Genomic DNA, 19,437 nt, shown 5'->3' with positions numbered 1-19,437 from the left:
CGCAGCGGGTGCGGGGCTTTGAAGTCACGTTTTGACGCCGGCTGCTATCTTACAGAAGGCCCGCGTGCTGCATCGCTGCGTCGATGGCGGCTTTGGTGCTGTCTTCTAGGCCTGTCAGGGGCGAGCGGATCTCTTCGGAGCACAGACCCAGTTTGCTGAGGCCGTATTTGGCGCCCACCAGGCCTGGCTCGATAAAGATCGCCTCGTGCAGTGGCATCAGCTTATCCTGATAGTCCAGCGCTTTGACGTAGTCACCGGCAAGGGTTGCCACCTGGAATTCAGCGCAGAGCCTTGGGGCCACATTGGCGGTGACCGAGATGCAGCCCACGCCGCCATGGGCATTGAACCCCAGTGCAGTGGCGTCTTCGCCGGAAAGTTGGACAAAATCGGCCCCACAGGCGGCACGCTGTTGGCTGACACGGGCGATGTCTCCGGTAGCATCCTTGACGCCAATGATACGGGGCAATTTGGCCAATTCTCCCATGGTTGCAGGCGTCATATCGACAACCGACCGACCAGGGATGTTATAGATGATGATTGGCACCTCAGCGCAGTCATGCGCCGCCTGGAAATGTGCCAGCAAACCACGTTGTGTTGGTTTGTTGTAATAGGGGGTCACCACCAAGGCGGCATCGGCACCAACCTTCTGGGCAAATTCTACAAACCGAATCGTCTCGACCGTGTTGTTGGACCCCGCCCCGGCAATCACCGGCACACGACCGGCAGCGGCTTTGACCACCTCGGCAATCACTGCTTCGTGTTCATCATGGGTAAGCGTCGGGCTTTCACCTGTGGTGCCAACGGGTACCAGCGCGCTGGAACCTTCGGCAATATGCCATTCGACCAAGCGTTTAAGCGCATCCAGATCCAACGCGCCGTTTTGAAACGGGGTGACGAGGGCTGGCATAGAGCCTGTAAACATGGGTGCGCTCCCTTAGCTGATGGTCTTGACAGGCGGAGGACCGCCTTCATGGTGGACATGACCGGAATTTGTGTTGATACCAGCCATTCTCGAATTATCGTCAATGCCTCTATCCCCGGATCCACTATAAAAGCAAGCCATGACACGCATTCTGCTCTTCTTATCGCTGATCCTGATGCTTGGATCCGTCGCAATGGCCCAAACCCGCCCACTGGAACGTGCCCTGGAGCAGGTGCGCGCTGAGAACTGGTCGCAGGCTCTGCAAACCGCCGGGGCGCCGGGATCAGTCGCGCGGGACATTATTGAGTGGCACCGGTTGCGGGCCAAGGAAGGCACGGCTGAGGATGTTGAAGGCTTTTTGGCACGGCGTCCGGATTGGCCAGGCCTGCCCTATCTGCGGCGCCGCACCGAAGAGCTGATCATTGAGAAATCCCACAAACGGGTGCGCGCATTCTTTGCCAATCAAGCACCGCAAACCCCAGAGGGCGCGGCCAGCCTGGCGCGTGCCTATTTTGCCAAGGGGGAGCAGGCCTTGGGCACGGCAGAACTGATCCGGGCCTGGCAAAACATGCCAATGAGCGAAGAGACCCAAGCGGCCTATCTGGCAGATCACGCCCAGCTGCTGAAACCGCATCACGCCGCCCGCCTGAGCCAATTGCTCTGGGAGTCCCATGATGTCAGCGCGACCCGAATGCTGCCTCTGGTTGATGCGGGAGAACGCGCGCTGGCGGAGGCCCGTATTGCGCTGCAAAAACAGTCAAAGGGCGTCGACGCAAAGATTGAGGCGGTTCCGGCAGAGCTGCAGGATGATCCCGGACTGGCCTATGATCGCTTTGCCTGGCGTGATGGCAAAAGACGCCAGGACGATGCCATCGCCCTGATGTTGGATCGCAGCACCAGTGCGCAAGCGCTGGGACAGCCAGAAAAATGGCTACGCCGCCGCCGGGATCTGGCACGTCAGTTGATGCGCGACGGCAAGCATGAGCGTGCCTATCAACTGGCAGCGCATCATTTTTCTGCCACAGAGGTTGGCTATGGCTATTCCGATTGTGAATGGCTGGCGGGCTATATCGCCCTGCGCAAACTGAACGATGCAGAGCTGGCTGTGCATCACTTTGAGCGGTTTCTGGCCTCGATTGAGACCCCCATTTCCGTAGGGCGCGGCGGCTACTGGCTGGGCCGTGCCCACGCGGCCCGTGGCGACGTGGACAAGGCGCATGCGGCCTATGCCAAGGCAGCGGAATTCCAGACGTCCTTTTATGGGCTTTTGGCAGCAGAGGCGCTGGGGCGGGAATTTGACCCTGCTCTCGCCACGCCGCCACAGCTGCCGCCCTGGCGCAGTGCTGGCTTTCTCGACTCCTCGGTGATTGAGGCCGCTTTGCTTTTGTTACAGGCAGGAGACCTCACGCTGGCGGAACGGTTCTTTACCCATCAGGTCGAGAGCCTGTCGCCAATTGAAGCGCAGCAGATAGGCCAGATGGCTGTTGAAATGAAAGAGCCGCATCTGGCGGTAATGATTGCCAAACGTGCTGCCCAGGCCGGGGTTGAACTGCATGGCGCCTATTATCCGCTGCACCCTGTGGCCCAACAAAAGCTGCCGATGGCCGCTGAGATGACGCTGGCGATTGCCCGGCGCGAAAGCGAGTTTGACCCGGTGGTGGTCAGCCACGCCGGGGCACGAGGCTTGATGCAACTGATGCCTGGCACCGCCAAACTGGTGGCCAAAGAGCTGGACATTCTGGCCAAGCATAACACCGGCCGCCTGACCGCAGAATGGGACTATAACGCAGAACTGGGCAGCCAGTATCTGGCTGGGCTGGCGGCAGAATTCAACGGCAATGTGGTGATGATGGCGGCGGGCTACAATGCTGGCCCGCGGCGGCCAGAAGCCTGGATGAAGCGATATGGCGATCCCCGCAGCGGCAGCCCGGATATCGTCGACTGGATCGAACATATCCCCTTTAACGAGACCCGCAACTATGTGATGCGGGTCACCGAAAGCCTGCCAGCCTATCGCGCTCGGCTGGGCAAGGCACCTCTTCCGGTGCCCTTCTCAAAAGAGCTATCCGGCGCGAGCCTTGCGGCTTTCGCGCCATAGGGTGAAGAGCCCGGCTGCAATGATGATGGCCGCACCGCTGGCCACATTCAGGCGGATCACTTCGCCAAAAATGCTGACGCCCAGAATGGCCGCCCAGATCAGGTGGAAATAGGCAAAGGGTTGCACCGCGCTGGCCTCGGCCATCTCGTAGCATTTGATCAGCAGCCAATGGCCGGTGACGCCAGAGACACAGAGCAGCGCCATCCAGAGCCAATCGCCCTGGCTCATGGGTTCCCAGAACCAGATGCCAATCGAGGTCATAAACACCATGCCCGCGATACCGGTCCAGAAAAAGCTGGTGGCAGTGCTGTCGCGCCGCGCCGCATAGCGGGTGACCAGGCCATAGACGGCAAACATCAACGCCGAGGCAAAGGGGATCAGGGCAGCCGAATTAAACACGCCCGCACCGGGTTGTAGAATGATCAACACCCCGATGAGACCGACGCCAATGGCCGCCCAGCGCCGCCAGCCAACGCTTTCTCCCAGCACCGGACCGCTGAGTGCCGCAACCAGTAGCGGGTAACAGATAAACACGGCTTGGCTTTCGACCAGTCCCAACAGGGTAAAGCCATAGACAGCAACGCAGATCTCGGCGACCAGCAGGACACCTCGAAAGATCTGCAATCCCAGCTGACTGGTGCGGGCCACCCCTTTGATGCCACCCGGCGCACGCAGCGCCAGGAACACCACAAAAGCCGCAAAAAACCAGTAGCGCACCATCACCACCATATAGGTGTTGTAAGTGCCGGCCAGATGACGCGAAATCCCGTCCTGCAGGGCAAAGACAATCGTCGCCCCGATCATCAGCAAAATGCCCATCGGCACATTGTTGCTCTGGGGTGTATCGCCTGCCACTGCCTTGTTCATTCCAAAGTCACCTCTGCCCTGACCGCTCTGGTCATATGTCTTTTGCGTCCAAATCCCGGAACCCGCGTCACGGTGAACCCGGCATCCTCTAGCCCTCGCCGCACAAAACCCGCCGCCGTATAGGTGGCAGCTGTCCCGCATGGGCCAGTATGATCAGCAACCGCCTGCAGCAGATCCTGCTGCCACAGCTCGGGGTTCTTCGCCGGAGAGAACCCGTCCAGAAACCAGGCATCTGCCATGCCTGTCCACTCCGGCAGCGACAGGCGTGCGTCGCCTGTGACCACCTCCAGCTGCAGTGTCCCCAAATCGCACAGACCGCTGCCCTGCCACTGTGCAAGAAACCGATCCGCCCAGGGCTGGATCTCAGGGAATGCCGCCAGGGCCTTTGCCATATCCGCAGGGGCCATTGGGTAGGCCTCAAAACTGGTAAAGCGCAGCGCCGTTTGCTGGCCGCTTTCTTCCCAGGCCCGCCAGGTGGCCAACATATTAAGCCCGGTGCCAAACCCCAGCTCTGCCACCTGAAACACTGGCGCAAACCGGGTTGGCAGATCATTGCCGTTGAGAAAAACATGGGCAGTTTCCGCCAAACCGTCCTGGATCGAGAAATAGGGATCATCAAACTGATCCGAGACCGGAATGCGATCTTCGCGCCAGCTGAGCTGTGCCTGCTGGTCTGCCATGGCAATATCCCCTACATGAAGCTTGGAAAACTGGCGCGACACTGGCGAAAGGCTTGGCAAATGACAATGGCAGATATCACCGTACGTGGCGCGGGCATCTTTGGTCTTTCCATCGCCTGGGCCTGTGCCCAACGCGGCGCCAGGGTGCAGGTGGTGGATCCCTACGGCGCCGGATCTGGCTCCAGTGGCGGCCTGGTTGGTGCCCTGGCGCCGCATGTGCCGGAAAACTGGAACCCGAAAAAGCAGTTCCAACTCGAAAGCCTGCTGATGGCCTCACACTTCTGGGCAGAGGTAGAGGCCGCCGGAGGTATCTCTGCCGGATATGGCCGCACCGGGCGCCTGCAACCCCTGCAGGATGCACGCGCGGTCGAGCTTGCCTATCAGCGCGAGGGCACCGCCCGCGCCCTTTGGCAAGGCCATGCACAGTGGCAAGTCCGCCCCGCCTCGGAGCTCGGCGCCTGGTGCCCGCCCAGCGCCACCGGGCTGGTGGTGCACGACACCTTGAGCGGCCGTATGCATCCTCGCCGGGCCTGCGCCGCTCTCACCGCCGCCCTCGCCAGCAGGGGTGTGACCCTCTCAGAGGATGCCCCCGACTCAGGTCGGGTGCTGCACGCCAAGGGCTATGCCGGGCTACTGGAGTTGAATGACAGGCTTGCCAAATCTGTGGGCAATGGCGTCAAGGGGCAGGCCGCACTTCTGCGCTTTGATGCCGGAGAGGTGCCGCAACTCTATGCCGATGGGCTGCATATCATTCCGCATGCCGATGGCACTGTTGCCATTGGCTCGACCAGCGAACGCAGCTTTGAGCACCCAAACCAGACCGACAGCCAGTTGGAAGATGTGATCACGCGCGCAGCCTCAGCGGTTCCAGCCCTGCGCGAGGCCGAGGTGATCACCCGCTGGGCCGGTGTCCGCCCCCGTGCCAAAAGCCGCGCTCCAATGCTGGGCGCCTGGCCTGATCGCCCTGGGCATTTCATCGCCAATGGCGGCTTCAAAATCGGCTTTGGCATGGGTCCCAAAGTCTCCCAGGTCATGGCGGACCTCTTGCTCGATGAAATTGACCAAATCCCTGCCGGGTTCCGGGTTGAAGATAACCTCTGAGCCCAAAACTCTGACGCCCGCTCCCTGACCACCCTCTCTGTCTTGCCTCTTGACGGGTCAAGGGCGGCGCCAGCCGCCGCGCGCAGGCGCGGTTTACCCTTTACGCGGCAAGTGGCTCTCTGAAACTTGAGCAGGCGTCTTGAGAGGCAGACCTGCCGCTCAAGCGCTTCCCAAGCAGACCTGTTGCGCCGCGCAGCGGCGCCGGGCCCAAGGCTTATTCTGAGGGCCAGCTCTGCTGGTCCTCAAAAAGGCGCGGGAGCTGCTCCTTAGTGGGGCCTTGCGCAGAAGATCAGTCAGGCCCTAGGGACAGCTTGCGCCTGCATGCACTGGCGTCCATCCGGTGCGCGCACCCAAAGGTCGCGCCCCTTGCAACAGAGGCTTGCCGCTTCAAAATGCATCAAGGGCGCGGTAGCCCGGAAAGAGAATTCCGCCAGTGGCCCCATCAGTTCTTCGGCCAAAAGCATCAACTGCTGCGCCAAAAGTGGCCCATGCACCACCAACCCGGTATAGCCCTCTACCTCGCGGGCATAGTCCAGATCGTAATGGATGCGATGGCCATTAAAGGTCAGAGCTGAATAGCGAAACAACAGCGTTGAACTAAAACTGACCTGCCGCGCCACCTCTTCATCCTCCCGGGCCCGGGGCGGCACCGGCTTGGGTGCCCCAGGCGCGGGGTCCTCTCGGTAGACCAGATCGTGCCATTCGCTCAAACAGCACCGTCCCTGCTGGTGAATGTCATGGCGCAGGGTGACAAACCCCAAAGGCCCGGTGCGGCCCAATTTTCTCTCACTGCGTTCCACAGCCGAGCGTTTTTCCGCCTCCACTCCCGCCTGCAGCGGATGTTCAAACTGCAACCGGCCCCCCGCCCACATACGCCGGGGCAGGCCAAGGTCCGGGATCAGGCCGCTTTTGCTCAACCCCGGATGACCGTCACGGCCCAGCTGGTCCGGCGGCATAGGTGTCCAGAAATAGAGCTGATGGAAAAACGGCGGCAGTTCAGCCCCGGCAGTCATGCTCGGCTGCAATCCAAGCGCCACCTGCAGGGCCGCAGATCGTGCCGGGTCCATCATATCGGTGCTGCGAAACACTTTGGTGTCTTTGGGCGACGCGGTATCGATGCTTTGTGTCATGGCGCAACTCTAGGGCCTGCAACCGCCAGCACAACTGTCTAAACGCAGCGCCAAACACAAAAAGGGCCACATCGCAATGTGGCCCCTCATCAGTATTGGTTGATCTCCCTCACAAACCCATCAGGCGGTGGGAACAATCACGATTTCAACCCGGCGGTTCTGCGCCTTGCCCTCACTGGTCAGGTTGCTTGCCACAGGCTGGGATTCGCCACGCCCAAAGGTCTGCAGCCGGTTATAGGGCACGCCCCCCGCCTGCACCTGATCGGCAACTGTATTTGCCCGCTGTTCTGACAGGGTCTGGTTGTAGCTAGCATCGCCGTCACTATCGGTATGGCCAATTACCTGAACCGAGCTGTTGGGATAGCGCACGATGCTTTGCGATACCTGGCGCAGATCGGCCTCCACCGATGGCGAAATCGCAGCACTGCCACTGGCAAAGGTCAGATCATTGGGCAGGGACACAATCAGTCGATCTCCGGTGTTGACGATGGTGATACCATTGTTGGACAGGCTCTGACGCAGTTCGGCCTCTTGTTTATCCAACTGGTTGCCAATGACCCCGCCCAGCAGGGCGCCGGCAGCAGCACCGGCAACAACAGCGGTACCTTTGTTGCTGGAGTTCGACAGACCCGCCAGCCCGGCCCCGACAATTGCGCCCGCAATCAGGCCATTGCGTTCTTTTTCTCCCGGCTGACGCAGAGCATCTGTGTCAGTACAGGCGGTCAGCCCTAGGGTAGCGGCCAAAAGGCCCACGCTGGAGATTTTCAAAATGGTCATATCGACACCTTTTTCTGCTCTGCAGATGCTTTTATCGCACCGGTTGCCCTATATATCTGCCTTTGTTGCACCCGGCTCAAGCTTGCGGGGAGTGGTCTCGGCGGAATGCTGCGCAAAGCACCTGGCAACGTAGCCGACAAAACAACCGCTCAGGAAGACCCAGATCAGCGCGTTCACGCGCAGTACACATAAGTGGACCCCTCCTGTTGCAGCCAGAGATTGCGCAGCACCTGCGCTTCCGCATTAAAACTGTCTTCCAGCAGTTCTGCGGCAAGGATCTGGCCGGTACGAAAATGACGAAACCCGCCGCGCAATTCGCACCAGGCAACCAGCAGGATGGTTTCAACGTGATAGATCAGACCCAGGGGACGCAGGACTCGCTGGCTTTCTACCTGGCTGTTGCTGCTATAGGTAATCCTGAGCTTACGCGATGCCCGCACCGCCTGACGTAACAGCGCCACCGAGACACAGCCCTCGGTCGGGTCATCCGGCGGAGCCCCCCAGGGGGCCACCTGCAACCAGTCCGCTGCGGCATGAACATCCTTGATCTTGCGACTGCCCCGCCGAGCCGCCTGCTGCAGCTCAGTATCACCGGTGCGCACCAGCATTGCCAACCCGATATGCAGGGCCTCGATTTCCTCGGTGTCAAAGTTCAGCGGCGGCAGATCATAGCCCCCGCGCAGAACATAGCCGATACCCGCCTCACCCTCGACCGGGGTGCGCATCATCTGCAGGGCAGCAATATCACGGTAGACGGTCCGCTTTGACACTTCGAGGGTCTCCGCCAGGTCTTCGGCCCGAACCGGCGCCGAAGCCGCCCGCAAGATCTGAATGATCTCAAACAATCTGTCCGACCGCGCCATGCGTTTTGCCTCCCCATTCCTGCTGACAGATTACCACACCCTGCTGACAGCAGCCTGTCAGCAGAGAGGTGTCAGTTTCAACCAGAAACCAGAAAAGGAACGTCAGATGTACTCTTATGATTGGATCACTTTGGTCACGCTGGGTCTGGACCGTTGGCAGCAAGACCACCCGATGGCAGTGTCAAGGACCGGCGCCCATAAACCCGCGTATCTGATCGAGCTTGAAGCGGCGCGGCAGCGCCACCTCGCCATGGCTGCATCGCGGCAAGATCACAGCCTCCAGACAGCCCCTCTTACAGGTCGGCGCAGCGTGATCCTGCAACTGTTTCACCGCGTTACAGGCCGGGATAGCCATGGGAGCGGCCAATCCTCCTGTGCATCTGAGGCTCAGGCGGATTGCCTGTCCGGCTCGGGCTGCAGTTCTTCAGAGCGGGCGGCCTCATAGGCGAGCATGGCCCGCTTAACGGGTTGCCCCCAGTGATACCCCCCCAGTTCACCGGATTTCTTCAGCGCCCGGTGACAGGGGATCAACCAGCTGACCGGATTGCGGCCAACAGCCGTGCCAACGGCCCGTACCGCCTTGGGCGAGCCGATGGATCTGGCAATTTCCGAATAGCTGGTCACATGCCCATCGGGAATGGAGAGCAGCGCCTCCCAAACCTTGATCTGCAGCGGTGCACCAATCAAATGCAGCGCGGTTTCCCCCTTTTGGGCAAAGGCTGCATCGACCAGAGGGCGCAGCGCCATTGGGTCCTCGATGAACTCCGCCTGAGGCCATCTGCTGCGCATATCCGCCATGGTTGGCTCGGCGCCGGTTTCAGCCGCAAAGCCCAGGCCACAGATGCCTTTCTGCGTGCCCATCACCAGGGCCAAACCAAAGGGGCTGTCAAACCAGCCCCAGAGAATTTCCAGTCCCGCGCCCTTACGGGCGTATTCACCGGGGCTCATCGCCTCCCAGCGCACAAAGAGATCATGCAGCCGTCCTGACCCGGACAGGCCAATCGCATGGGCGGTTTCAAGGGTGGAAAACCGATCCCGCAGCAGAGTCTTCGCATGGCCGAGCCGCAGATACTGTTGATAACGTTTGGGGGACACCCCAACCCAGGCAGAAAACAGGCGTTGGAAATGTGCCGGACTCATGTCCATGCGCCCAGCCAATTTCTCCAGGGACAGATCATCGCCACCTGCATCGATCAGCTCGATGGCGCGGCGCATCACGCCGTAATGATAGTTTTGCTCACTCGGTTCTTGGTGAATTGTCATGATCGCACCTGTATCTGTCTTACCTGTCGATCATAGCGCGGCCCAGGCCTGCGCAGCGACCCGAAACTTGCGAAATGCGTTTCATCCCTGCATGACTGGGCCACGAGAGGAGCGCCCCCTGATGACAATTGCTGTGTTGAACCAAGCAGGCCAACTGCTGCGGGATGATCTGCCCACTGCCCTGTTCCCCTGGTGGAGCTTTACCAAGCCGGTGCTGGCAGCGCTGGTTCTTCGAGCCGCCGCCAACGGCGCCTGGGATCTGGACGCGCCGCTGCATGGGCGGCCCTATTCGCTGCGGCATCTGCTGCAACACCGTGCAGGCGTCCCGGAATACGGCGGGCTTGCCAGTTACAAATCCGCTGTCCGTGCTGCAGAGCCCCCTTGGTCACCAGCACGCCTCTTGCGGGAAGTGAATTCCGATCGGCTGGATTTTGCACCGGGCGCGAGCTGGAACTACTCCAACAGCGGCTATCTGATCCTGCGACAAAAGCTGGAGCACCTCCACGGCGCGGGCCTGGCTCAGATCATGCAGGCCGAAATCCTCACCCCGCTGGGGCTATCAGCGCGATTGGCGCAGGACGCCGAGGATTTTGCACTGCTGCATTGGCCCGCAGCGGGCTACCACCCCGGTTGGGTGTATCACGGTTGCCTGATGGGCACCGCGCAGGATGCCACCCGCCTTTTGCAGGCCTTGCTGCATGGCGACCTTCTGCCCACAGAGGCCCGCAAGGCGATGCTGTTGCAAGACATGCGAGGTGGGCCGATCCCTGGCCGGGTCTGGAGCGAGATCGGCTATGGGCTGGGTATCATGATTGGCGCCGCACCAGATGCCGGACGGATCATTGGCCACAGCGGCTGTGGCCCCATCAGCGCCAATCTGGTGGCCGCCTTTCCAGAACTGCCCGGCCAACCAATCGTTGCGGCCTTTGTCCAGGGCGGCGACGAGACCCCAGCAGAATTTACCGCGGTCGAAGTGGCCGCAGCTGTGGCCAAAGAACAAGCTGGAAAGCCCTTGTAAACCGCACTGGCGCTTTGTCGTTGCAGCACCTTGGACAAAACGGCAATAAGACCGGCAATGGCAAAGCAACTCGATTATCATACCATCCGCGAGATCTTCTCGCGGTTTCAGGCAGCAGAACCAGAACCCAAGGGCGAACTGGAGCATGTCAATGTCTACACCCTGGTGGTGGCAGTTGCCCTGTCGGCGCAGGCCACTGATGCCGGGGTGAACAAGGCAACGCGGGCGCTGTTCAAGATCGCCGATACACCGCAAAAGATGCTGGACCTTGGTATCGAGGGCGTCACCGAACATATCAAAACCATCGGCCTGTTCCGGCAAAAGGCCAAGAATGTCATCAAACTCAGCCAGATTCTGGTCGATGACTATGATGGCGAAGTGCCAAACTCCCGCGCGGCCCTGCAATCCCTGCCTGGTGTCGGGCGCAAGACGGCCAATGTGGTGTTGAACATGTGGTGGCATCAGCCCGCCCAGGCCGTCGACACCCATATCTTTCGGGTTGGCAACCGGTCCGGTATTGCACCGGGCAAGGATGTCGATGCGGTGGAACGCGCCGTTGAAGACAATATTCCTGCGGATTTCCAGCAACATGCACATCATTGGCTGATCCTGCATGGCCGCTATCACTGCAAGGCGCGCAAGCCGCTGTGTGGCACCTGCCTGATCCGCGATCTCTGTCAATATGAGGACAAGAACTTATGAAAACCTACCAAATCGTTGGCATCGGCAATGCGGTTGTCGACGTGATCTCGCAGAGCGATGACAGCTTTCTGGCCCATATGGGCATTGAGAAAGGTATCATGCAACTGATCGAGCGGGATCGTGGCGAAGTGTTGTATGGCGCTATGGAAAACCGGGTGCAAACCCCCGGTGGCTCGGTCGCCAATACCATCGCCGGCGCCGGTGCGCTGGGTCTGGACGCGGCCTTTATCGGCCGGGTGCATGATGATGCGCTTGGCCATTTCTATGCCGATGCTATGAACGAAGACGGTGTTGATTTTGTCAATCCGCCGGTCGCTGGCGGCGAGTTGCCGACCTCGCGGTCAATGATCTTTGTCTCGCCCGACGGTGAGCGCTCGATGAACACCTATCTTGGTATTTCCTCCGAACTGAGCAGCGCTGATGTGCCAAATGAGGTGGCCGGCAGCGCCCAGATCATGTTCCTGGAAGGCTATCTGTTTGACAAGGACAAGGGCAAATCCGCTTTTATGGAAGCGGCGCGTGATTGCCGCAAAGGTGGTGGCAAATCCGGCATCGCCATCTCGGACCCCTTCTGTGTCGAGAGGCACCGGGCGGATTTCTTGTCGTTGATTGAAAACGATCTGGATTTTGTCATCGGCAATGAGGATGAAATCAAATCGCTGTTTGAGACTGATGATCTGGAAGTGGGCCTGGCCAAGACCAGCGCCATCTGTCCGCTGGTGGTCTGCACCCGCTCTGGCGATGGGGTCACCGTGATTGGGAATGGCACCCGGATCGACGTGCCGGTCACCAAGGTGGTGCCCGTGGATGCAACAGGTGCGGGCGATCAATTTGCCGCCGGGTTCCTTTTTGGTCTGGCAAAGGGTTGTGATCTGGAGACCTGCGCCAAGATCGGCAATATCTGCGCGGCTGAGGTCATCAGCCATATTGGTCCACGCCCTGAGGTAAACATGCAAGACCTGCTCCGTGAGGCTGGCCTGCTCTAAGCCAACGCTTGATACGCATTGTGGCAGGCGGGTTCTCCCGCCCGTCGCAGCTCTTGCCACTGGCAAGAGAACTCCCGTTGGGCCCGGCGCGAGGTGGCAAAGCCACCCCGCGCGCCCGCACCCTGTTCCATTGTTGCGTCTTAGCCTACAGCCTGATCCGCTGCGGCCTGTGCCCGTGACAACAGGGTCTTGAAGGCTGTGCGTTCTGCGTCTGGCATCGCGGCAAGCAGCTGCGCCTGCGTCGCAACATGGCCTTCCACCACCCGATCAATCAGAGCCAGCCCCTCGGCGCTGAGTTCAATCAAAAAGCTTCGGCTATCCTCAGGATTGATCTGGCGCAGCACCAAACCCTCTGCCTCAAGGCGGGAAATCCGGTTGGTCATGGTCCCAGAGGCCACCATGGTTGCCTGCAACAGCGCCCCCGGTGACAAGCGATAGGGCGCTCCTGCGCGGCGCAGGGTCGCCAGCACATCAAACTTGGCCGCATTCAATCCAAAACGCGAGAAAGTGGCCTGCATGCCCTCCTGATAAGAGAGATAGAGCCGGGCCACACGACCAATGACCCCCATGGCACTGACATCCAGGTCAGGCCGCTCGCGGGCCCATTGCGCGGTAATAAAGTCTACGTGATCCATGCACATGACCTGTGCGAAATTTATCTTGATGTCAAGATAAACACAATTATCTTCACGTCGAGATACTTTAGGAGACTCGGACATGACACGTTTGGACCTGTTCTATACAGCACTTGCCCCTGCCATCTGGGGCAGCAGCTATATCGTCACAACCAGCCTGCTCCCGGGCCAATCGCCGTTATTGGTAGCGCTTTTACGCGCCCTGCCTGCCGGGTTGATTCTGCTGTTGCTGACCCGCCAGCTGCCACCGCTTACCTGGGTGCCAAAACTGCTGGTGCTGGCGACGCTCAATTTCTCCTTGTTCTGGACCCTGCTCTTTGTTTCGGCCTACCGCCTGCCCGGTGGGGTGGCGGCGACCCTTGGGGCGGCGCAGCCGCTCTTGGTGGTGTTCTTCTCAGCCTATGCGCTGCAAACGCCAATCCGCCCCTCAGCTCTGATGGCTGCAGCGCTCAGCATATTTGGCGTCGCCCTGTTGGTGCTCACCCCGGCAGCAAGGCTTGACCTCTGGGGCGTATTGGCCGGGATTGGAGGCGCCGCATCCATGGCGGCCGGGGTTGTTTTGAGCCGCAAATGGCAGCCCCCGGTGCCGCCCCTCACCTTTACCGCCTGGCAACTGACCGCTGGCGGGTTGCTCTTGATCCCCTTTGCCGCTCCAAGCCTGGGGGACATCTCTGCGCTCAGAGGAGCCAACCTCATCGGCCTCGCCTATATGAGCCTGATCGGCGGCGCCCTGACCTATATCCTGTGGTTTCGCGGGCTTGCCCGAATTGAGCCAGCAAAGGTGTCATTGCTGGGCGTATTAAGCCCCCTCACTGCGGTTATCTTGGGCTGGAGCATCCTCTCGGAAGACCTGACGCTCACGCAACTTGTCGGTGCCGGCCTTGCCTTGTTCAGTCTTTGGTTAGGGCAAACCAACCTGAGCCTGAAACGCAGATCTCCCGCGTAACAGTGTTTGAAACAGGCCTGTGCTCTGGCGCCAGGCCTGTACTGCTGCTTGTACTCTCAAAAGTGGGCGTCGAACTCTTGCACCACGCGGGCATAGACCTCACGCTTGAAGGGGACAATCTTTTCCACCAGCTGATCCACCGGCTGCCAGCACCAGGCTGAGAACTCGGGATGCTCAGTCTCGATATTGACCTGGTCATCGCGACCAAGGAAGCGCATCAAGTACCATTTCTGTTCCTGACCGCGATACTTGCCGCCCCAGAATTTGGGCACCACGTCATGCGGCAGATCATAGGGCAGCCAGCCATCGCTTTCGGCAATGATTTCAACCAAGTCCCGCGTCACCCCGGTTTCTTCTTCCAGCTCTCGCAATGCAGCAAGCCGGGCGTCTTCACCGCGATCAATACCGCCCTGCGGCATCTGCCAGGCATCCTGAAACCGATCCTTGCGCTGCGCCACAAAGACATGGTTGGCCGCATTCACTAGCATGATGCCCACATTGGGACGATAGGGCAGCTTTGCAATTTCTTCAGGCGTCATCTTGATCTCCTCGGGGCATTGGCACCACAGCCAAAGGGGGCTGGCGCGACAAGGAACGGCATCACCTTGATGCCCTGCTCTGTCCTCTCCCTTAGACCCTGTGCCGTGAGGACAGACAAGGGGGTGACGCCGCGTTTCACGGTGACAAACCTCCGCCAAGCAGGGCATTGTGACGTTAACGTCAAGGGAGAGTATCATGACTGCGTACCCAAATCTGCTGGCCCCGCTGGATCTCGGATTTACCACATTGAAGAACCGCGTGCTGATGGGCTCGATGCACACCGGGTTGGAAGAGACCAAAGACTGGAACCGGGTGGCCGAGTTTTATGCCGAACGGGCGCGCGGCGATGTGGGCTTGATGGTCACTGGTGGTATTGGTCCCAATCTCGAAGGTTCAGTCCTGCCCGGCGCCTCGATGATGACAACAGATGAAGAAGTCGCCAGCCATCGCATTGTCACTGACCGTGTGCATGAAGCCAGCGGCAAGATCGCCATGCAGATCCTGCATGCGGGTCGCTATTCCTACGGGCCAAAATGCGTCGCCCCCAGCCCGGTGAAATCCCCGATCTCCCCCTTCCCGCCAAACGAGCTGGACGAAGAGGGTATCGAGAAGCAAATCGCCGATATCGTCAATGCCGCTGCTCTGGCGCAGCAAGCGGGCTATGACGGGGTCGAGATTATGGGCTCAGAGGGCTATTTCCTCAACCAGTTCTTGGTCACCCATACCAACAAGCGGACCGACCGCTGGGGCGGCTCCTACGAGAACCGCATGCGCCTGCCGATCGAAGTGGTGCGCCGCACCCGCGAGGCCGTCGGCACGGATTTCATCATCATCTACCGCCTGTCGATGATTGATCTGGTGCCTAATGGCTCTACCCATGAAGAGGTGGTGCAGCTGGCGCAGGAGATCGAGAAGGCAGGCGCCACAATCATCAACACCGGGATCGGCTGGCACGAAGCCCGCATTCCAACCATCGCCACATCTGTACCCCGCGCGGCCTTTGCCTGGGTGACCAAGAAACTGATGGGCAAGGTCTCAATCCCGGTGATCACCTCCAACCGGATCAACACGCCCGAGGTGGGCGAAGAGGTGTTGGCCACGGGCTGCGCCGATATGGTCTCGATGGCGCGGCCGATGCTGGCGGATGCGCATTTTGTGGCCAAGGCCAAGGCCGGCAAGGGCGCGCAGATCGCCCCCTGTATCGGCTGCAACCAGGCCTGTCTGGACCATACCTTTGGCGGCAAGCTCACCTCCTGCCTGGTCAATCCAATGGCCTGCCACGAGACCGAGCTGGTGCTGGGTAAGGCAGATGTGGTGAAATCGGTGGCCATTGTTGGTGCGGGTCCCGCAGGTCTGTCGACTGCACTGGCGGCAGCTGAACGTGGGCACCGGGTCACCGTCTTTGACAAGGCGGATGAGATCGGTGGCCAGCTCAACATGGCCAAGCAGGTGCCTGGCAAAGAGGAATTCTGGGGCTTTGTCGATTGGTATCGCACCATGGTGGTCGAGGCGGGCATCACGCTGGAACTGGGGCGCGAAGTCTCCTCTGATGATCTGACCGGTTATGACGAGGTGATCATTGCAACCGGCGTCACACCGCGTGATCCGGAAATCCCAGGGCAGGACCGCCCCGAGGTGCTCAGCTATATTGACGTGCTGCGCCACAAAAAGCCTGTCGGCAAAAGTGTTGCGGTGATTGGTGCCGGAGGCATCGGCTTTGATGTCAGCGAATACCTGCTGCATGAAGGCAAAAGCCCAACCGAGGATCTGCCGCTCTGGATGAAGGAATGGGGGGTCACCGACCCGGCAGAGCATCGCTCGGGCCTAGCGCCAGAAGGGCCACAGCCCGAAGCCCCGGCGCGTGAAGTCACACTGCTGCAGCGCAAGAAACAGGCTCATGGCAAGGGGCTGGGCAAGACAACTGGCTGGATTCACCGGGCAACGCTAAAGATGAAGGGCGTGAATTTTGTTGGCGGCGTGAACTATGAACGCATCGACGACGAAGGACTGCATGTCAGCTTTGGAGAGGCACGTGAGACGCCAACCGTCATTGCAGCGGACAACTTTGTGCTCTGCGCCGGGCAGGTCTCTGACCGCAGTCTGGCCGACGCGCTAGAGGCCAAGGGCGTGTCCTGCCATGTCATCGGTGGCGCAGATGTCGCCGCTGAACTGGATGCAAAGCGCGCCATCAACCAAGGGACCCGACTGGCTGCCACTCTTTAGGCTGCCAAAGCGCCTCTCAAAGCAAGCCCTCCCGCGCCCGCAGATGTCCTGGCCAAAGGCCAGGCCACCTTCCGTGCGACCTTGGGGGTAGCGCCGCGCACTTCGTGCGCGGCGCTACCCCAACGGGAGGCGGCTTTGTCAAAAGCCAACGACGGGCGGGAGAACCCCCTTTGCGGCTTCAATCCTTAGCATTTGCGACCCGACTATCTGCAGGGGCCTCTTCACGGTCCTGCATGCCATAATCCCGCAGCACCTCTGCCACCTTGAGACGGTAGTCAGAGAAAACCCCGCCCCGCCCTTTTTGCTGCGCGGCGCGATGTTGCGTCAGTTTTCGCCAGTCCTGCACAGCCTGCTCGTCCCGGAAAAAGGACAGCGAGAGCAGTTTGTTTGGCTGGCTCAGGCTTTGGAACCGTTCCACCGAGATAAAGCCGTCAATCTGTTCCAGCAAAGGTTTCAGCGCGCTGGCAATCTCGAGATAACTGGCTTTTTGCCCCTCGGCGACCTCAACTTCAAAGATGACGGCTATCACTTGCGTTCTCCTGTAACGGCATCATGGGGCGAAGACGCCAGTTTCAAGAAGCTGCGCTCCTCTCGCAAGATAAACCGTTCCTTTTGTGCAAAAGCGTAGTTTTCCTGTCCCAATGGATCGGAAGCCAGCCGCGCGCGATAGGCCTCGTAACTGGCAAGGTCGGGGATATTGTATATCCCGTAGGCCTGGGTTGCAGATCCTTCATGCGGCGCAAAATAGCCAATCAGGTCGGCACCATTGCGCGGAATGGCCTGCCCCCAGGTTTGCGCATACTGGCGAAAGGCATCGGTTTTTGTCGGGTCAATCTGGTAGCGGATTATACAGGTAAGCATCATGGGGGTCCTTCCTTTTGAGACCCCGTTCATAGCCCTGCCAAGGGACAAGATACTTCGCTCCGGGTCGAAACGTCCCTGTTTCCGTGAGTCGTCCCATCTCTCCGCAGCCAGCGCTTGGAGCTGGCTGCGGAGACAGGCTATCAACTATTCGGTCACCGTGATGGTGATCACATCCGAAACGATCGGGGTGCTATGCGGGACATGTCCCATATCCCCCATCACCAGCTGCAGGGTGTGTGTGCCTGGCGCCAGCTCCACAGTGGCTTCGGTCTGGCCACCGCCAAAATGCAGGTGGTTCTCATCCGCCGGAATACCATAGGATAGCTCATCTGCACCGTCCTCACCCTGCCCCAATGGCGGGCGGTCGATCAGCAGATGATGATGCCCAGTGTTTTCCTTCTCGGTCCCGGCGGGCGCAACCCCCATGCCCGACAGGCCAAAGACCACCATAACCGGCGAGCTAACCTCTGCCCCATCTGCAAGATTGACAATATAGACCTTGGCCTCTGGGTTAGAGGTAGTCTCGCCCCCCGCCCAGAGAGGCACAGCCAGACAGATCGTGGTGCAGACTGCGGCACCCAATGTTCTAAAATATTTCATACTCATTCCTCCCAAACAAAATACACTCAAACAGCTTAGCCGATTGGCTCCAAAAACATAGGGCAGATCGTTCACGATTACTTGGAAGGCTTTGACCCTGTCTCGACCCTCAATTTCCACCTAAAACGGGTGCCGAAATCTGCTTGCCCAAACACGAGACACAGATCAGGGTGCAGGAGAACCAGCGCTCTTTGAGGTCCAGATGATCTTTGCCACAATACTATTGGGTCTCACGCCAAGCTTTCTGATGGTTGCCATCGGCGGGCTGGTTCGCAACCGGCTCAGCCCCGAGGCCTGGCAGGGGTTGGATAGGCTCAACTTTGAAGTTCTGTTTCCGGCACTGTTGTTCTTTGCGGCCTGCGGGCGACCCATTGCGCCGATCGAACTCTTGCGGATTGGCCCGGTTGTCTGGGCAATCATGCTGCTTGCCTTGGGGCTGGGATATCTGACCCGCCGCTTCGGGCCTGATCGTTTTCTTGATTTTGCCGGCGCCTGGCAAACCAGCTGGCGCTTCAACACCGCGGTTGCCTTTGTGGCGATCCCAATCCTCGATCCGACCCTGTTGGGACAAATGGCCATTGCCGTGGGCATGGCCGTCCCCGTGGCCAATATTCTGGCCGTCACCGCCCTGTCGCGCGGCGGCAGCCTCTCCTTTGTGGCCACCCTCAAAAAGGTACTCGGCAATCCGTTTCTGATCGCCTCAGTCGCCGGGGTTGCTGTTGGAATCTCCGGCTACAAGATCCCGGCGCCCCTGCTTGCCCCAGCCGAGATGTTGGCAAAAGCTGCCATTCCTATTGCCCTGCTCTCCATCGGCGCCACGATGAACTGGCGTGCACTGACGCGGTTGGATCACTTCAACGGCACGCTTTGTCTGGTGCGGCTTGTGCTGGTTCCGGCAGTTGTTTTTATCCTGTGCCTGGCTTTGCCGCAAAGCGGGCAGCGTAGCGCTGTCTTTATTCTGTTTGCAGCCCTGCCTACAGCCTCAGCCGCGCATGTGCTGGCCTCGGGCTTTGGTGCGGATCGCAGGCTGGTGGCAACCTTGATTGCACAATCGACTCTCTTGGCCGCAGTTACGCTGCCTCTGTGGATCTTGGCTACCAAGCTGGTTTTCCTGAACTAAACCCCAAAATCAGACGCATTGTGCAACCGTTTCCACCCGAGAGACGATTTCAGGAAAACCCTGCAATTATCCCACCACTGCCCCGTTCTTGCCCGAATTCAA

The 19,437-nt window shown here is 59.8% G+C and carries 21 protein-coding genes; 9 read left to right on the top strand and 12 right to left on the bottom strand.

Going from position 1 to position 19,437, the window contains the following annotated elements:
• Positions 1–49: 49 nt before the first annotated feature.
• Entirely contained in the window at positions 50–922 is an 873-nt protein-coding gene (gene dapA / locus ED661_RS18150) for a 4-hydroxy-tetrahydrodipicolinate synthase (RefSeq protein ID WP_122075746.1), read from the bottom strand.
• 139 nt (positions 923–1,061) lie between these two features.
• Between dapA and ED661_RS18145 the strand changes: the two genes are divergently transcribed.
• On the top strand, positions 1,062–3,020 hold the full coding sequence (locus ED661_RS18145) for a lytic transglycosylase domain-containing protein (protein WP_122075744.1): 1,959 nt from the start codon (positions 1,062–1,064) through the stop codon (positions 3,018–3,020).
• Here the strand turns inward: ED661_RS18145 and ED661_RS18140 are convergent.
• Positions 2,985–3,887, bottom strand: coding sequence for a DMT family transporter (locus ED661_RS18140; RefSeq protein ID WP_122075742.1), 903 nt, complete (start codon positions 3,885–3,887; stop codon positions 2,985–2,987). The genes ED661_RS18145 and ED661_RS18140 overlap by 36 nt on opposite strands.
• Positions 3,884–4,567 (bottom strand): tRNA (5-methylaminomethyl-2-thiouridine)(34)-methyltransferase MnmD, encoded by a 684-nt coding sequence (gene mnmD / locus ED661_RS18135; protein ID WP_122075913.1) that lies wholly within the window; start codon positions 4,565–4,567, stop codon positions 3,884–3,886. The genes ED661_RS18140 and mnmD overlap by 4 nt, the downstream gene beginning before the upstream one ends.
• A gap of 60 nt (positions 4,568–4,627) precedes the next feature.
• Between mnmD and ED661_RS18130 the strand changes: the two genes are divergently transcribed.
• Positions 4,628–5,668, top strand: coding sequence for an FAD-binding oxidoreductase (locus ED661_RS18130; RefSeq protein WP_122075740.1), 1,041 nt, complete (start codon positions 4,628–4,630; stop codon positions 5,666–5,668).
• Between the two features lie 293 nt (positions 5,669–5,961).
• Here the strand turns inward: ED661_RS18130 and ED661_RS18125 are convergent, their stop codons facing one another.
• The 3 genes from ED661_RS18125 to ED661_RS18115 all read right to left on the bottom strand — a co-directional run bounded on the left by ED661_RS18125 (position 5,962) and on the right by ED661_RS18115 (position 8,438).
• On the bottom strand, positions 5,962–6,798 hold the full coding sequence (locus ED661_RS18125) for an acyl dehydratase (RefSeq protein WP_122075738.1): 837 nt from the start codon (positions 6,796–6,798) through the stop codon (positions 5,962–5,964).
• Between the two features lie 120 nt (positions 6,799–6,918).
• Complete coding sequence (locus ED661_RS18120) at positions 6,919–7,575, bottom strand: OmpA family protein (protein WP_122075736.1); 657 nt, start codon at positions 7,573–7,575, stop codon at positions 6,919–6,921.
• A 173-nt stretch (positions 7,576–7,748) separates the two neighbouring features.
• Positions 7,749–8,438, bottom strand: coding sequence for a YafY family protein (locus ED661_RS18115; protein WP_122075734.1), 690 nt, complete (start codon positions 8,436–8,438; stop codon positions 7,749–7,751).
• On the opposite strand from ED661_RS18115, the gene ED661_RS22005 reads away from it, so the two are divergent.
• On the top strand, positions 8,437–8,883 hold the full coding sequence (locus ED661_RS22005; protein WP_216822464.1) for a hypothetical protein: 447 nt from the start codon (positions 8,437–8,439) through the stop codon (positions 8,881–8,883). The genes ED661_RS18115 and ED661_RS22005 overlap by 2 nt on opposite strands.
• On the opposite strand, the gene ED661_RS18110 is transcribed toward ED661_RS22005, so the two are convergent.
• Positions 8,826–9,701 (bottom strand): bifunctional helix-turn-helix domain-containing protein/methylated-DNA--[protein]-cysteine S-methyltransferase, encoded by an 876-nt coding sequence (locus tag ED661_RS18110; protein WP_122075731.1) that lies wholly within the window; start codon positions 9,699–9,701, stop codon positions 8,826–8,828. The genes ED661_RS22005 and ED661_RS18110 overlap by 58 nt on opposite strands.
• 121 nt (positions 9,702–9,822) lie before the next feature.
• Here ED661_RS18110 and ED661_RS18105 point away from each other — a divergent pair, with 121 nt between their 5' ends.
• Genes ED661_RS18105 through ED661_RS18095 form a run of 3 tightly spaced genes read left to right on the top strand, consistent with a single transcriptional unit; the run spans position 9,823 to position 12,407 of the window.
• Entirely contained in the window at positions 9,823–10,719 is an 897-nt protein-coding gene (locus ED661_RS18105; protein WP_162930177.1) for a serine hydrolase, read from the top strand.
• A gap of 57 nt (positions 10,720–10,776) precedes the next feature.
• Positions 10,777–11,421 (top strand): endonuclease III, encoded by a 645-nt coding sequence (gene nth / locus ED661_RS18100; RefSeq protein WP_122075727.1) that lies wholly within the window; start codon positions 10,777–10,779, stop codon positions 11,419–11,421.
• Positions 11,418–12,407, top strand: a complete 990-nt coding sequence (locus tag ED661_RS18095) for an adenosine kinase (protein ID WP_122075726.1) — start codon at positions 11,418–11,420, stop codon at positions 12,405–12,407. Before nth ends, ED661_RS18095 begins: the two co-directional genes overlap by 4 nt.
• 140 nt (positions 12,408–12,547) lie before the next feature.
• Here the strand turns inward: ED661_RS18095 and ED661_RS18090 are convergent, their stop codons facing one another.
• The gene (locus tag ED661_RS18090; RefSeq protein ID WP_122075724.1) at positions 12,548–13,042 is read right to left on the bottom strand and encodes a MarR family winged helix-turn-helix transcriptional regulator; all 495 of its coding nucleotides are present in this window, start codon (positions 13,040–13,042) and stop codon (positions 12,548–12,550) included.
• Positions 13,043–13,124: 82 nt separating this feature from the next.
• Between ED661_RS18090 and ED661_RS18085 the strand changes: the two genes are divergently transcribed.
• On the top strand, positions 13,125–13,988 hold the full coding sequence (locus tag ED661_RS18085; protein ID WP_122075722.1) for an EamA family transporter: 864 nt from the start codon (positions 13,125–13,127) through the stop codon (positions 13,986–13,988).
• Positions 13,989–14,044: 56 nt separating this feature from the next.
• Here the strand turns inward: ED661_RS18085 and ED661_RS18080 are convergent, their stop codons facing one another.
• Positions 14,045–14,527: an RNA pyrophosphohydrolase gene (locus tag ED661_RS18080; protein ID WP_122075720.1), complete on the bottom strand. Its 483-nt coding sequence runs from the start codon at positions 14,525–14,527 to the stop codon at positions 14,045–14,047.
• A gap of 196 nt (positions 14,528–14,723) precedes the next feature.
• Between ED661_RS18080 and ED661_RS18075 the strand changes: the two genes are divergently transcribed.
• A complete protein-coding gene (locus tag ED661_RS18075; protein WP_122075718.1) occupies positions 14,724–16,751 on the top strand; it encodes an NADPH-dependent 2,4-dienoyl-CoA reductase in 2,028 nt (675 codons plus the stop codon).
• A 178-nt stretch (positions 16,752–16,929) separates the two neighbouring features.
• Here ED661_RS18075 and ED661_RS18070 read toward each other — a convergent pair whose 3' ends face one another.
• The 3 genes from ED661_RS18070 to ED661_RS18060 all read right to left on the bottom strand — a co-directional run bounded on the left by ED661_RS18070 (position 16,930) and on the right by ED661_RS18060 (position 18,215).
• Positions 16,930–17,280: an antibiotic biosynthesis monooxygenase gene (locus ED661_RS18070; protein WP_122075716.1), complete on the bottom strand. Its 351-nt coding sequence runs from the start codon at positions 17,278–17,280 to the stop codon at positions 16,930–16,932.
• Positions 17,277–17,612, bottom strand: a complete 336-nt coding sequence (locus ED661_RS18065; RefSeq protein WP_122075911.1) for an NIPSNAP family protein — start codon at positions 17,610–17,612, stop codon at positions 17,277–17,279. Before ED661_RS18065 ends, ED661_RS18070 begins: the two co-directional genes overlap by 4 nt.
• Positions 17,613–17,759: 147 nt before the next feature.
• The gene (locus tag ED661_RS18060; protein ID WP_122075714.1) at positions 17,760–18,215 is read right to left on the bottom strand and encodes a DUF4399 domain-containing protein; all 456 of its coding nucleotides are present in this window, start codon (positions 18,213–18,215) and stop codon (positions 17,760–17,762) included.
• A gap of 202 nt (positions 18,216–18,417) precedes the next feature.
• Between ED661_RS18060 and ED661_RS18055 the strand changes: the two genes are divergently transcribed.
• Positions 18,418–19,335, top strand: coding sequence for an AEC family transporter (locus tag ED661_RS18055; protein ID WP_122075712.1), 918 nt, complete (start codon positions 18,418–18,420; stop codon positions 19,333–19,335).
• The last annotated feature ends 102 nt before the right edge of the window (positions 19,336–19,437 follow it).

This window comes from Pseudophaeobacter sp. EL27 (assembly GCF_900313025.1).
GTDB lineage: Bacteria > Pseudomonadota > Alphaproteobacteria > Rhodobacterales > Rhodobacteraceae > Pseudophaeobacter.
Note: the sequence above shows the minus strand (reverse complement) of the source record. Positions and strands in the feature narration are given on the sequence as shown.